The following is a 12,929-nucleotide window of genomic DNA, read 5'->3' as shown; positions in this document are numbered from 1 at the left end:
TGTCGAAGCGGTTTTCACGCAGTCGCACGGTGCGACGCTGATGAGTCGAAGCGAGAACGTCATGGGTAAATCCGTAGTCATTCTGGGCGCCCAATGGGGGCGAGTGCCCGCGCTTGCGAACTGCTGCGGATAGCAGTTCGCGCGGGCACGAGCGCACGGCCATGGAGGGCCGGGCCGGCGCCACGCCACAGGGATGTGTCGAAGCGGTTTTCACGCAGTCGCACGGTGCGACGCTGATGAGTCGAAGCGAGAACGTCATGGGTAAATCCGTAGTCATTCTGGGCGCCCAATGGGGCGACGAAGGCAAAGGCAAGATCGTCGATCTGCTCACCGAGAAGGTCGCCGCCGTGGTGCGCTTCCAAGGCGGCCACAACGCCGGGCACACGCTGGTGATCGGCGGCCAGAAAACGGTGCTGCACCTGATTCCATCGGGCATCTTGCGCGCCGGCGTGCAGTGCCTGATCGGCAATGGCGTGGTGCTCTCGCCGGCGGCGCTGCAGGAGGAAATCGGCGCGCTGGAAGCGCGCGGCGTGGACGTGCGCGCGCGCCTCAAGATCAGCCCGGCGACGCCGCTGATCATGCCCTACCACGTGGCGCTGGATCAGGCGCGCGAGAAGGCCTCGGGCGCGCTGGCCATCGGCACCACCGGGCGCGGCATCGGCCCCGCCTACGAGGACAAGGTCGCGCGCCGCGGCGTGCGCGTGGCCGATCTGATGTATCCCGGCGAGCTGCCGGACAAACTGCGCGCGGTGCTCGATTACCACAACTTCGTGCTTGAGCATTGGCTCAAGGCCAAGCCGGTCGATTATCAGGCGGTGCTGGACGAAGTCCTGCAATTCGGCGAGTACGTGCGCCCGCTGGTCGATGACGTCAGCACCGTGCTGCACGATCTGCGCCGCGCCGGCAAGCGCGTGTTATTCGAGGGTGCGCAGGGCTCGTTGCTGGACATCGACCACGGCACCTATCCTTACGTCACCTCCTCGAACACCACGATCGGCGGCGCGCTGGCCGGCACCGGCGTGGGCGTGGGCGATGTCGACTACGTGCTGGGCATCGCCAAGGCCTACGCCACGCGCGTCGGCGGAGGTCCATTCCCCACCGAATTGAGCGGCGCCACCGGCGAGTTGCTGCGCCAGCGCGGCAACGAGTTTGGCGCCACCACCGGGCGCCCGCGGCGCTGCGGCTGGATCGATCTGGTGGCGCTCAAGCGCGCGGTGCAGATCAGCGGCATCTCCGGCCTGGCCATCACCAAGCTCGATGTGCTCGACGGCATGCCCAGCATCAAGGTATGCGTGGCCTATGAGTACCGCGGCAAGCGCCGCGAGCTGGCGCCGCTGGATGCCGACGGCTGGGACGAGTGCAAGCCGGTGTATCTGGAGTTCCCCGGCTGGCAGGAATCGACCTCGGGCGTGCGCGAGTTCAGCAAACTGCCGGCGGCGGCGCGTGCCTATCTGCGCGCGGTCGAGGAGTTGGCCGAATGTCCGCTGGCGCTGGTCGCCACTGGCGCCGATCGCGACGACACCATCGTGCTGCGCGATCCATTCGCCTGAGATCAGTTTGCAAAAGCCGGGCATCCTGCCGCGGTTTGCAGGCAAGCGTTCGCGGCGAAGCCGCGCCACCTTGGTCGCGCCAAGCACGGACGCTCTCAACGCGGTGGCGCTACTGATTCCGCGTTGCCCTTGTGCCGAAGCGGTTTTGCAAACCGCTCTTGAGCTGAAGCCTGCGGATTCGATGAATCAAGTCGCCGCGCGCCGCGCACGTTGGCGCGCGCGCGACAGGGCGGCCGCAGCTTCAGCCGGTTCCGCCGCGCCCGCCATGCTGGCGCAGTTGCGGCCTTCGTGCTTGGCCCGGTACAGCGCCTGATCGGCCTGCGTCACCAGCCGCCGCGCGTTGTACTGCGGCGCGGGCATCAAGCTGGCCGCGCCCACGCTGAGTGAAACCCGGCCCAGTCCGGTGCCGGCGTGCGCGATGCGCGCGGCGAACACGGTCTTGCGCACGCGCTCGGCAACGGCCAGCGCCATGGCGGCATCCAACCCGGGCAGGACGATCGCGAACTCCTCGCCGCCGTAGCGCGCGAACACGCTGTCCTCGTCGCGCAGCGCGCGCCGGATCAACGCGCCCACGCGGCTCAGGCACGCGTCCCCGGCGGGGTGGCCATAGTGATCGTTGTAGGCCTTGAAGTGGTCGATATCGGCGATCAGCATGCCCAGCGGCTGCTTCTGCGCCTTTGCCAGGCGCCAGGCGTTGCGCAGCGCCTGTTCGAAGCCGCGCCGGTTCTCGGCGCCGGTCAGCGCATCAGTGCGGCTGAGCTTGTCCAGGCTGCGGTTGCTGCGCTTGAGTCGCGTGTTGACGCGCGCCAGTTCGGTGGCCAGCGCGCCAGCCTTGCGGTTCAGGCGGGTCAGTTGCGCCTGCAGCAGGCGCAGATGCAGCACACCGCCGATCTGATCGGCCAGCACATCGAGCACTTCGCGCACCTCGGCGGTGAAACTGTCGGCGCTGGGGCTTTCCAGGTTGAGCAGGCCGAGAATCGCGCCGGCGTGCTTGATCGGAATCAGCAGCTCGGCCTGGGTCAGGGCACTGCCGACCACGTATTCGGCATCGCGGTGGACATCGGGCACATACAGCGTGCGCTGCAGGCGCAGCGCCTTGCCGGTGAGGCCGCGTTGCACCGACCACAAGCTGCCAGGCGTCAACGCGAACTGGGTCGAGTTGCCCGCGGCGGCACGCAGTCGCCAGTGCGCGTCGGACTCGCGCAGGATCAGCGTCGCCAGACTGAGGCTGAAGCGCTCGCGCAGGTAGGCGATCACGCCAGTGAGCAGTACGTCGAGGTCATCCTCGAACAGCAGCACGTGCGAGAGGTCCAGCATCAGGTCGGCCAGGCTGGCGCGCGCGCGCAGGCGCTCCAGCGCCAGCCGGCGCGCCAGTCCGGGCAGCATCGGACGCAGCAGCGTGGCCAGTTGTTGGCGGATGGCGGGGGAGTCATGCCGGATGCGCAGCAGCGCCAGCAGCGTGCCGTCCGGCGCCAGCACGCGCAGGCTGCGCGCGTGGCTCGCGCGTGGTGCCGGCAGCTCGATGTCGTGGCGCAGCAATTCGACGCGCGCCCCCGGGTGCTGCGCGTGCAGTGCGCGCAGCAACTGCGCCATCCAGTGCGCGGCGTCGGCGGTCTCGTGCAGCGCCAGACGCAGCGCGCAGACCATCTCCGCTGGACTGGATCGATGCTTGCGCAGGGTGGTTGGACGTTGGCTCATGGTGTTTGCTGCAAAAGCGTCTCGGCATGGATGCGCACTCTCGGTACGCATGGCGACCATGCCGCGCCAGGCTGCAGTCCCGATGTTACGCCGCGCCAGGCCGTGGGGCATGGACGCGCAAGATGATGACCATCACCTGCCGGCGCTATCGGCTGCAGCCAATGCAATGGCCTGCTCGACAAGCCGAGTTTTTGCGTGAGCCATGTCGGGATCCCCGGTGACTGCACGGGCAGATGCCGTCCGCATGCGTGCGCACCGGCATTGAAATTTTGCGCGACCCATGGCAAGTCTGCGGGCGCGCGTTGAACCCGGGAAACAAAAAAGCCAAGCACTTTGAATGCTTGGCTTCCTGATGTGGTGCCCAAGAGAGGACTCGAACCTCCACGGTTTTACCCGCTAGTACCTGAAACTAGTGCGTCTACCAATTCCGCCACCTGGGCAGGTGTCACGTGGCGCGGCCGCGCGAGCCGTGTAATCTAGGCGGGCACAGGCGGTTTGTCAACGCGATGCTTGCAATTGCTCTGGGGCTGCGTGAGGCTCGCGGCCATGATCAAGAAATTCTTCAGCAAGAAGCCTGCGCCAAGCGCCGCGGCGAAGCCGCACAAAGCCGGCAAGTCCAAGTCCCAGACCGCTTTTCACGATCCGCAGGCAGCGCGCGAGGCGGCGCGCTATGAGCATCCCATTCCCAGTCGCGAGGCGATTCTTGCCCTGCTGGATGCGCATGCCGCGCCGATGCTGCAAGCGGCGCTGGCTGACGCGCTGGGCCTGGTCGAGGACAGCCAGCGCGAGGCGCTGGGCAAGCGTCTGGCGGCGATGCTGCGCGATGGCCAGTTGCTGCAGAACCGGCGCAGCGGCTACGCGCCGGCGCAAAAACTCGATCTGATCGCCGGACACGTCATCGCCAACGCCGAAGGCTTCGGTTTTCTGCGCGCCGATGCCGGCGGCGATGATCTGTATCTGGCGCCGGTGGAAATGCGCAAGGTGCTGCACGGCGATCGCGTGCTGGCCAGCGTGGTCGGTGTGGACAAGCGCGGGCGTCGTCAGGGCGCGATCGTGGAAGTGCTGGAACGGCGCAGTCCGCGTCTGGTCGGGCGCATTGCGCGCGCGCGCGGCATCGCCACGGTGGTGCCGGACGACAAGCGTCTGCACCAGCCGGTGCTGATCGCCGCAGGGCAGGACATGGGTGCCGGCGAAGGCCAGATCGTGGTCGCCGAGATCACCGATCCGCCCGACGCGACGCACGGGCCGATCGGGCGCGTGGTCGAACTGCTGGGCGAGAAACTCAACGCGTCGCTGATCGTGCGCATGGCCATCGCCGCGCACGACCTGCCACAGCATTGGTCGGCCGATGTCGCCGCCGCGACCGCAGCCACCGAACTGCAGGTGGATGCGAGCGCGCATGCGGGACGCGCCGATTTGCGCGCACTGCCCTTCGTCACCATCGACGGCGAGGACGCGCGCGATTTCGATGATGCCGTGCATGCCGTGCCGCTGCGCGAAGGCGGCTTTCGGCTGTGGGTTGCGATCGCCGATGTCGCGCATTACGTGCCGATCGGCAGCGCGCTGGATCGCGAGGCCGAGGCGCGTGGTACCTCGGTGTACTTCCCCGGTTTTGTGGTGCCGATGCTGCCCGAAGTGCTGTCCAACGGCATCTGCTCGCTGAAGCCTGAGGTCGAGCGTCTGGCGCTGGTATGCGAGATGCGCATCGACGCGGATGGCGCGGTGAGCCGTGCGCGTTTTGAGCACGCCATCATTCGTTCGCATGCGCGGCTGACCTACACGCAGGTGTGGCAGGCGCTCAGCGATGCCACTGGCGCGCGCCAGGCCTTGGGCGCGTTGTGGCCGGCGATCGCCGATCTGCATGCGCTGTATCGTGTGCTGGCACAGGCGCGCAGCGCGCGCGGCGCGATCGAGTTCGACAGCCCGGAGATGCAGTTTCGCCTCGATGCGCAGGGCGAGGTGCAGGCGCTGGGTGCATACGAGCGCAACGACGCGCATCGTCTGATCGAGGAATGCATGATCGCCGCCAATGTGCAGGCAGCGCGCTTTCTGGAGCGACAGCGCGTGCCGGCGTTGTATCGCGTGCACGACAAGCCGCCGACGGAAAAGTACGCCGACCTGCTGGAATTTCTGCGCGAGTTCAAGTTGCGTCTGCCGGCATGGGATGCGGTCACGCCCAAGGATTTCGCGCACCTGCTGTTGCGCGTGCGCGAACGGCCCGAGGCGCTGCTGCTGCAGTCGGTGCTGCTGCGCTCGCAAAGCCTCGCGGTGTACAAGGCCGCTAACGCCGGGCACTTCGGCCTGGCGCTGGATGCCTACACGCACTTCACCTCGCCGATCCGGCGCTATCCCGATTTGCTGGTGCACCGTGCCATCGGCCACGCGCTGGTGCAGGGTGAGCGCGGCGCATACGCCTACAGCACCGAGGCCATGACCACGCTGGCGCAACACTGTTCGCGACGCGAACGCGTCGCCGACGAGGCCGAGCGTGAAGTCGACGAACGCTACCAGTGCGCGTTCATGGAGCGCCACGTCGGCGCGCGCCACGCCGGCGTGATCACCGGCGTGACCTCGTTCGGATTGTTCGTGGAGATGATCGAGACGCGCATCAGCGGCCTGGTGCACGTCACCCAGTTGCCGGCCGATTTCTATCACTTCGAGGCGCAGCGACGCCTGTTGCAGGGCGAGCGCAGCAAGCGCAGCTATCGCCTCGGCGATCGCGTGCAGGTGCAGGTGCTGCGCGCCAGCCTCGAGGATCGCAAGATCGATTTGCGGCTAGTGGAAGGGCGCGATTGATGCAGGCGGAGTGGATCGTCGGCATCAATCCGGTCGAGGCCGCGTTGGCCGAAGGCGCGGCGCGCGTGCGCGAGCTGTGGCTGGAGCGCGATGCGCACAACCCGCGTCTGCTGGCGCTGGCGCAGCAGGCGCAGCGTCTGGGCATCGCCGTGGAGACGCGCCCGCGCGCGGCGCTGGAGCGCATCGCCGCTGGCGCGCGCCACCAGGGCATTGCCGCGCACTGCGTCGCGGCGGCGGTGCTGGAAGAAAACGCGCTGCCCGAACTGATCGCGGTTGCCGGACAGAACACGCTGCTACTGGTGCTGGATGGTGTGACCGATCCGCACAATCTCGGCGCGTGTCTGCGTTCGGCGGCGGCGGCCGGAGCGCAGGCGGTGATCGCGCCACGCGATCGCGCCGCCTCGCTGAGCCCGGTGGTGCGCCGCGCCGCGGCCGGCGGCGCCGAGCGCGTGCCGCTGCTGCGGGTGACCAATCTCGCGCGTAGCTTGCGCAGCCTCAAGGAGGCCGGGGTGTGGCTGGTCGGACTGGATGGTGCCGATGATGCCGTGCAGGCGCTGTACACGCTGGACCTGCGCGGACCGTTGGCGCTGGTGCTGGGCGCGGAAGGCGAGGGTATGCGCCGCCTGACCCGCGAAGCGTGCGATCATCTGGCGCGCATTCCCATGGCCGGCGCCATGGAGAGCCTCAATGTCTCCGTGGCTGCCGGTATTGCCTTGTTCGAGGCGTTGCGTCAGCGCAGCGCGGGAGTCAAGCCATGACGCTGCAATGGTTCGATTGGGTGGGGTTCGTCGGTGTCGCGCTGATCGTGATCGCGTATTTTCTGGTGCAGGCCGGGCGCTTGCGCGGCGACGGCAAGGCCAATCAAGTGCTGAATGCGCTCGGCGCGCTGGCGCTGATGGTGTCGCTGGTATTCGGTACCTTCAACTTCCCCGCGTTCGTGCTGGAAGCGGTCTGGCTGGCGGTGAGCCTGTACGGCATGATCTGGGGCGCGCGCCGCCGCCGCGGCACGCGCATGTTTCGCTGAAGCGTTGTCAGTCAGCGTCGCTCAGCGACTGCAACCAGGCGTCATCCGAGCCTTCGTTGACGCCCTCGAACAGCCACGTCGACAGATAGCGCTCGCCGGTGTCCGGCAGTATCGCCAGCACCACGCTGCCCGGCGCGGCGGACCGCGCCACCTGCAGCGCCGCGGCGAAGGTGCCGCCGCAGGACAGACCCACCAGAATGCCTTCCTGCTGCGCCAGCGCGCGTGCCTGCTCGCGCGCTTCGTCCTCGGTCACGGTGAGGATGCGCTGCGCGATGCTGCGATCGAGCACCGCAGGCACGAAATCCGGCGTCCAGCCCTGGATCTTATGCGGGTGCCATGCCTCGCCCTTGAGCAGCGCCGCGGTCGCCGGCTCGGTGGCCACGATCTCGACCTCGGGCCGCGCCAGCTTGAGCACCTGGCCAACGCCGGTGAGCGTGCCGCCGGTCCCCCAGCCGGACACGAAGTGATCCAGACGCCGGCCGGAGAAATCGAGCAGGATTTCCGCCGCCGTGGTGTTGCGATGCCATGACGGATTGGCGGGGTTCTCGAACTGGCGCGCGAGAAACGCGCCGTGCCGCGCGGCGAAGGCCTCGGCGTGGCGCACCATGCCGGAGCCGCGCTCGGCGGCCGGAGTAAGGATCACCTTGGCGCCATAGGCGCGCATCAGCTTGCGGCGTTCGATCGAGAACGTCTCGGTCATGAACGCCACGAACGGATAACCGCGCGCCGCGCACACCATGGCCAGCGCGATGCCGGTGTTGCCCGAGGTGGCCTCGACCACCATCTGTCCGGGCTTGAGCGCGCCGCTGCGCTCGGCATCGAGGATCACGGCCAGAGCCAGCCGGTCCTTGACCGAGCCGCCGGGGTTGAAGGATTCGACCTTGACGTACATCTCCACGCCCGCGGGCGCGAGACGGTTGATGCGCACGATGGGCGTGCGCCCGATCGCATCGGTGATGCTGTGCAGAATCATGGGACCTCCGCAGTCCGAATGGGGGATGGAACGCAGGATGCGCTCAGCGCGCGGGCAGGTACGCGCAACATCGCGCGATTGGGTGGCGGAGGTCAGGGAGCAGGTTCACGCGGCACAGCTTACGCGCCTTGTCGCTGCGTCGCAAGCGATGGACGTCTAGACGTCCGTAACAGTGTGTTGATGCGGCGTATCGAAAACTGCGCGCGGATTGCGCGAGCACCGATCAGTGCCCGCGCGCGAGGCGCTCAATCCTTGCGCGGACGCTCCGGATCGACCGCGCCCGTGGCGGTCAGGTCACCTTTCTTGCGCGGCTCCTCCAGCGGCGTGCCGGTGGCGAGAAACCAGACGTTCTCGGCGATGTTGGTGGCATGATCGCCGATGCGCTCGATGTTCTTGGCCATGAACAGCACATGCGTGGCCGGGGTGATGTTGCGCGAGTCTTCCATCATGTAAGTCAACAGCTCGCGGAACAGGGAGGTGTACAGCGCGTCGAGCTCGACATCGCGCTCCCATACCTGGCGCGCCAGATCCGGGTCGCTCTCGCGGTAGGCGATGAGTACGTCGCGCACCAGATCGATCGCGGTTTCGGCGAGAGTCGGCAGGTTCGCTGCCGGCGGGATTGGCGCGCTGAGGTTGAGCGCGATGGTGCGCTTGGCCACGTTGGCGGCGTAATCGCCGATGCGCTCGATATCCGCGGCGATGCGCAGGGCCGCCATCACCTCGCGCAGATCGCGCGCCATCGGCTGGCGCCGTGCCAGCAGCAGCAGCACGTCGTGGCTGACCGAGGCTTCGAGCTGGTCGATGGCTTCGTCGTTGAGAATCACGCGTTCGGCGGCGCGGCTGTCGCGACGCTCGAGCACGTCCATCGCGCCCTCGATCTGCGCGACCGCGATCTGGCCCATGCGCGCCAGCTCGCCCTTGAGGCGGGACAGTTCGTCGTCGTAACTGCGCAGGATGTGTTCGTTGCTGGTAGGCATGGTCTCAACCTCGTGTGCGGGCCGCCGGGCGTCGGTATGGCAATCAGCCGAAGCGGCCGGTGATGTAATCCTCGGTCTGCTTCTTGTCGGGCTTGGTGAAGATTTTTTCGGTATCGCCGAACTCGATCAACTCGCCCATGTACATGAAAGCCGTCTTGTCGGACACGCGCGCGGCCTGTTGCATGTTGTGGGTGACGATGACGATGGTGAAGTCGTGCTTGAGTTCCTCGATCAGTTGCTCGATGCGGCCGGTGGCGATCGGGTCCAGCGACGAAGTCGGCTCGTCCAGCAGCAGCACCTCCGGCTTCAGGGCGATCGCGCGCGCGATGCACAAGCGCTGCTGTTGACCACCGGACAGGCCCAGCGCGCTCTGCTTGAGCTTGTCCTTGGCCTCGTCCCACAGCGCCGCCTGGCGCAGCGCCAGCTCCACGCGCATGTCCATCTCGGACTTGGACAGGCGCTCGTGGTGACGGATGCCATAGGCGATGTTCTCGAAGATCGACATCGGAAACGGCACCGGTTTCTGAAACACCATGCCGACCTTGCTGCGCAGACGGTTGAGCGGGTAGCGCGCGTCGAGGATGTTTTCGCCATCGAGCAACACCTCGCCACGCGCTTCCAGCTTGGGATAAATCGCGTAGATGCGATTGAAGATGCGCAGCAGCGTGGACTTGCCACAGCCCGAAGGTCCGATGATCGCGGTCACCCGGCGCTCGGGCACGTCCATGTTGACGTTCTTCAGCGCGTGGTAGCCCTGATAAAAGAAATCCAGCCCGCGCACCACGATCTTGGTCGCGGAAACAGTCGCCGGAGCGAGCGGCTGGGAAAGTACGGCGGCGTCAGTCATGGGTCACCTTGGTGCGGGCGAGGAGCAGCCGCGAGAGCAGGCTGAGGACGAGCACGAACGCGGTCACCACCAGCGCGCCGGCCCAGGCCAGCGCATGCCAGCCATCATAAGGGCTCATCGCGAACTGGAAGATCACCACCGGCACGGTGGCGATGGGCTTGAGCAGATCGTGGTTCCAGTATTGATTATTGAGCGCGGTGAACAGCAACGGCGCGGTTTCACCGGTGATGCGCGCCAGCGCCAGCAGGATGCCGGTGACCACGCCGGCGCGCGCCGAGCGCAACAGGATCTGCACGATCACTTTCCACTGCGGCACGCCCAGCGACAACGCGGCCTCGCGCATGGTCGATGGCACCAGGCGCAGCATCTCATCGGTGGTACGCACCACCACCGGCAGCACGATCAGCGCCAGTGCCAAGCCGCCCGCCAGCGCCGAGAAATGCCCCAGCGGCTTGACCACCAGCGAGTATACGAACAGACCAAGCACGATCGAGGGTGCCGACAGAAGAATGTCGTTGAGAAAACGGATCACCGCGCCCAGCAAGCGTCGCTGCGCGTACTCGGCCAGCCACAGGCCGGCGCCGATGCCGATGGGGGTGCCGATCAGCAGCGCGATCAGGCTCACCACCGCGCTGCCGAAAAACGCGTTGGCGAGGCCGCCGCCATCGCCCGGTGGCGGCGGCGTGAGCTGCGTGAACAGCGCCGGGCGGAGCGCGCTCATGCCCTTGCTGATCGTCACCCACAGAATCCATGCCAGCCAGAACAAGCCGAACAAGGTGGCCAGGCTGCCCAGCACCAGCGCCAGCGCATTGCCCAGACGACGCCGGCGATACAACCAGGTGTTGTCGCTCATGCGTTGCCTTCCTTGCGTGTCAGCCGCAGCAGCAGCAACTTGGCGATGGCCAGCACGATGAAGGTCACCACGAACAACAAAAAGCCCAGCGCGATCAGCGCCGAACGATGCAGATCGGAAGAAGCCTCGGTGAACTCGTTGGCGATCAGCGAGGCGATCGAACTGGACGGCATCAGCAGTGATTCGGAAAACTGGTGCGCGTTGCCGAGCACGAAAGTCACCGCCATGGTCTCGCCCAGGGCGCGCCCAAGGCCCAGAAAAATGCCGCCGATCACGGCCGAGCGTGTATACGGCAGCACGATGTTCCACACCACTTCCCACGTGGTCGATCCCAGCGCGTAGGCCGACTCCTTCAGGCGCGTGGGCACGGTGTGAAACACCTCGCGCATCACCGAGGAAATGAACGGGATCACCATGATCGCCAGCACCAAGCCGGCGGTGAGCATGCCGATGCCCAGCGGTGGACCCTGAAACAGCCGGCCCACGCCGGGCAGCGCGCCGAGCTTGTCATTGACCCACGGGTCGACGTGATCGGCCAGAAACGGCGCCAGCACGAACAGGCCCCACATGCCGTAGATGATCGAGGGAATGCCCGCCAGCAGTTCCACCGTCGCGGCGATGGGCGTGCGCAACCAAGTCGGCGCGACCTCGGTCAGGAACAGGGCGATACCGAAGCTGACCGGCACCGCCAGCAGCATGGCCAGCAAGGACGTCATCAGCGTGCCCCAGATCGGCACCAGAGCGCCGAACTGGCCGCTGACCGCATCCCAGTGATCCGAGACCAGAAACCTCCAGCCGAAGGTCTCGAACGCCAGGCGCCCACCCCATAGCGTGGAGCCGGCGGTGCCCAGCAGGGCCGCCAGCACCAGCAGCGCGCAGACCAGCAGCGTGCCGCGAAACAGCAGATCGTTGCGCGCGTCGCGCGCGATGCGCCGGTGCTCGCCAGACTTGACCGCCCGCGCCGTCAACGCCATCGCCGCTCCGCTTGAATCGGACGGCGGTGCGTTGGACTTGACGATGACGGGCGGTACGGATGTGGACATGGAGGGTTCAAAAAAAACCGCGCGCGCCGTGCTGCGGCGCGCGCTACAGGGTGCCAGCCGTCGGCTACGGATGCGCGACGGCCATTATGCGTGCTTGAACTCAGCTCTTGAACTGGGTGTGCCAGTAGGCCTCGATCTGCTTGACCAGGGTTTCCGGCAGTGGCACGTAATCCAGTGCCCGCGCCTGCGGCTGGCCCTGCTCGAAGGCCCACTTGAAGAACTCGAAAGCCACCTTGGACTGCGCGGCGCTCTTCGGCGTTTTGTACATGATCGCCCAGGTCGTCGCGGTGATCGGCCAGGCGTTGGCGCCGGGCGCATTGGTCATGATCAGGTTGAAATCCTTGGCCTGCGCCCAGTCCGCGGTCGCGGCAGCGGCGGCGAAAGCGGCATTGCTCGGCTGCAGAAACCTGCCGGTAGCGTTTTCCAGTTGTGTGTAGGCCATCTTGTTCTGCAGCGCGTAGGCGTACTCGACGTAACCGATCGAGTTCTTGATCTGCCTGACGTAGGCCGAGACGCCCTCATTGCCCTTGCCGCCCACACCCACCGGCCACGGTACCGAGGTGCCGAAGCCGATCGACTTCTGCCATTCCTCGCTGACCTTGCTCAGATAATTGGTGAAGTTGTAGCTGGTGCCGGAGCCGTCCGAGCGATGCACCACGAAGATGGCGTTGGCGGGCAGCTTTAGGCCCGGGTTGAGCATGGCGAGGGCGGGATCGTTCCAGGTCTTGATCTTGCCCATGAAGATCTCGGCCAGCACCGGGCCGCTCAGGCGCAGCTTGCCCGCCGCGATGCCCTTCACGTTCACCACCGGCACGATGCCGCCGATTACCAGCGGGAACTGGCCGAGGCCGAACTTGCCCAGGTCTTCCGCCGACAGGGGCGCATCGGAAGCGCCAAAATCGACCGTGCCGGCCTTGATCTGGGCGATGCCGCCGCCGGAGCCGATCGACTGGTAGTTGATCTGGTGACCGGTTTTCTGGTTGAACGCCACCGACCACTTCGACAGCACCGGATACACGAAGCTGGAGCCGGCGCCGGTGATCCCGGTGGCGTGGGCGCTGACGGCAAACACCGAGCCGAGCAAGAGCAGCGCCGCCAGGCGCGATTTGAGCGTGAGCGACATGAGGATTCCTCGTGGGTAAGCGGGCGGCGCCCGTCTTACAAAGTG

At 66.7% G+C, this 12,929-nt stretch carries 12 protein-coding genes and 1 tRNA gene; 4 read left to right on the top strand and 9 right to left on the bottom strand.

All coding sequences use genetic code 11. The annotated features are described in order from the left end of the window. The coding region (locus tag ACYDAT_RS04745) for a hypothetical protein (RefSeq protein ID WP_461448691.1) at positions 1-259 on the bottom strand (259 nt) is incomplete at its 3' end. Between ACYDAT_RS04745 and ACYDAT_RS04740 the strand changes: the two genes are divergently transcribed. Continuing rightward, complete coding sequence (locus ACYDAT_RS04740) at positions 258-1,550, top strand: adenylosuccinate synthase (RefSeq protein WP_461448689.1); 1,293 nt, start codon at positions 258-260, stop codon at positions 1,548-1,550. The two genes, ACYDAT_RS04745 and ACYDAT_RS04740, sit on opposite strands and share 2 nt — an antisense overlap. A gap of 186 nt (positions 1,551-1,736) precedes the next feature. On the opposite strand, the gene ACYDAT_RS04735 is transcribed toward ACYDAT_RS04740, so the two are convergent. Then, complete coding sequence (locus tag ACYDAT_RS04735) at positions 1,737-3,248, bottom strand: GGDEF domain-containing protein (RefSeq protein WP_461448687.1); 1,512 nt, start codon at positions 3,246-3,248, stop codon at positions 1,737-1,739. A gap of 355 nt (positions 3,249-3,603) precedes the next feature. After that, a tRNA-Leu gene (locus ACYDAT_RS04730) sits at positions 3,604-3,688 on the bottom strand. 106 nt (positions 3,689-3,794) lie between these two features. Between ACYDAT_RS04730 and rnr the strand changes: the two genes are divergently transcribed. Genes rnr through ACYDAT_RS04715 form a run of 3 tightly spaced genes read left to right on the top strand, consistent with a single transcriptional unit; the run spans position 3,795 to position 7,068 of the window. Continuing rightward, on the top strand, positions 3,795-6,044 hold the full coding sequence (rnr, locus tag ACYDAT_RS04725) for a ribonuclease R (RefSeq protein ID WP_461448685.1): 2,250 nt from the start codon (positions 3,795-3,797) through the stop codon (positions 6,042-6,044). Beyond that, positions 6,044-6,802 carry a 23S rRNA (guanosine(2251)-2'-O)-methyltransferase RlmB gene (gene rlmB / locus ACYDAT_RS04720; protein WP_461448683.1) on the top strand — a complete coding sequence of 253 codons (759 nt, stop codon included), beginning with the start codon at positions 6,044-6,046 and terminating at the stop codon, positions 6,800-6,802. Before rnr ends, rlmB begins: the two co-directional genes overlap by 1 nt. Then, positions 6,799-7,068: a CBU_0592 family membrane protein gene (locus ACYDAT_RS04715; RefSeq protein WP_461439706.1), complete on the top strand. Its 270-nt coding sequence runs from the start codon at positions 6,799-6,801 to the stop codon at positions 7,066-7,068. Before rlmB ends, ACYDAT_RS04715 begins: the two co-directional genes overlap by 4 nt. Before the next feature lie 7 nt (positions 7,069-7,075). Here ACYDAT_RS04715 and cysK read toward each other — a convergent pair whose 3' ends face one another. The 6 genes from cysK to pstS all read right to left on the bottom strand — a co-directional run bounded on the left by cysK (position 7,076) and on the right by pstS (position 12,884). After that, complete coding sequence (gene cysK / locus ACYDAT_RS04710) at positions 7,076-8,041, bottom strand: cysteine synthase A (protein ID WP_461448681.1); 966 nt, start codon at positions 8,039-8,041, stop codon at positions 7,076-7,078. A 245-nt stretch (positions 8,042-8,286) separates the two neighbouring features. Then, complete coding sequence (gene phoU, locus ACYDAT_RS04705) at positions 8,287-9,018, bottom strand: phosphate signaling complex protein PhoU (protein ID WP_461448679.1); 732 nt, start codon at positions 9,016-9,018, stop codon at positions 8,287-8,289. Between the two features lie 43 nt (positions 9,019-9,061). Next, positions 9,062-9,865: a phosphate ABC transporter ATP-binding protein PstB gene (pstB, locus tag ACYDAT_RS04700; protein WP_461448677.1), complete on the bottom strand. Its 804-nt coding sequence runs from the start codon at positions 9,863-9,865 to the stop codon at positions 9,062-9,064. After that, positions 9,858-10,718 (bottom strand): phosphate ABC transporter permease PstA, encoded by an 861-nt coding sequence (gene pstA, locus ACYDAT_RS04695; protein ID WP_461439709.1) that lies wholly within the window; start codon positions 10,716-10,718, stop codon positions 9,858-9,860. Before pstA ends, pstB begins: the two co-directional genes overlap by 8 nt. Further along, the gene (gene pstC, locus ACYDAT_RS04690) at positions 10,715-11,692 is read right to left on the bottom strand and encodes a phosphate ABC transporter permease subunit PstC (protein ID WP_461439718.1); all 978 of its coding nucleotides are present in this window, start codon (positions 11,690-11,692) and stop codon (positions 10,715-10,717) included. Before pstC ends, pstA begins: the two co-directional genes overlap by 4 nt. Positions 11,693-11,861: 169 nt before the next feature. Beyond that, on the bottom strand, positions 11,862-12,884 hold the full coding sequence (gene pstS, locus ACYDAT_RS04685) for a phosphate ABC transporter substrate-binding protein PstS (RefSeq protein WP_461439710.1): 1,023 nt from the start codon (positions 12,882-12,884) through the stop codon (positions 11,862-11,864). Positions 12,885-12,929: the final 45 nt, after the last annotated feature.

It is taken from the genome of Metallibacterium sp., assembly GCF_054637675.1.
This window is presented reverse-complemented; position numbering and strand designations above follow the sequence as displayed.

What these genes read in the sequence shown, in the direction of transcription:
- ACYDAT_RS04740 (WP_461448689.1), top strand. Translation starts at nt 258, where the DNA reads ATGGGTAAATCCGTAGTCATTCTGGGCGCCCAATGGGGCGACGAAGGC.
- ACYDAT_RS04735 (WP_461448687.1), bottom strand. Translation starts at nt 3,248, where the DNA reads ATGAGCCAACGTCCAACCACCCTGCGCAAGCATCGATCCAGTCCAGCG.
- rnr (WP_461448685.1), top strand. Translation starts at nt 3,795, where the DNA reads ATGATCAAGAAATTCTTCAGCAAGAAGCCTGCGCCAAGCGCCGCGGCG.
- rlmB (WP_461448683.1), top strand. Translation starts at nt 6,044, where the DNA reads ATGCAGGCGGAGTGGATCGTCGGCATCAATCCGGTCGAGGCCGCGTTG.
- ACYDAT_RS04715 (WP_461439706.1), top strand. Translation starts at nt 6,799, where the DNA reads ATGACGCTGCAATGGTTCGATTGGGTGGGGTTCGTCGGTGTCGCGCTG.
- cysK (WP_461448681.1), bottom strand. Translation starts at nt 8,041, where the DNA reads ATGATTCTGCACAGCATCACCGATGCGATCGGGCGCACGCCCATCGTG.
- phoU (WP_461448679.1), bottom strand. Translation starts at nt 9,018, where the DNA reads ATGCCTACCAGCAACGAACACATCCTGCGCAGTTACGACGACGAACTG.
- pstB (WP_461448677.1), bottom strand. Translation starts at nt 9,865, where the DNA reads ATGACTGACGCCGCCGTACTTTCCCAGCCGCTCGCTCCGGCGACTGTT.
- pstA (WP_461439709.1), bottom strand. Translation starts at nt 10,718, where the DNA reads ATGAGCGACAACACCTGGTTGTATCGCCGGCGTCGTCTGGGCAATGCG.
- pstC (WP_461439718.1), bottom strand. Translation starts at nt 11,692, where the DNA reads ATGGCGTTGACGGCGCGGGCGGTCAAGTCTGGCGAGCACCGGCGCATC.
- pstS (WP_461439710.1), bottom strand. Translation starts at nt 12,884, where the DNA reads ATGTCGCTCACGCTCAAATCGCGCCTGGCGGCGCTGCTCTTGCTCGGC.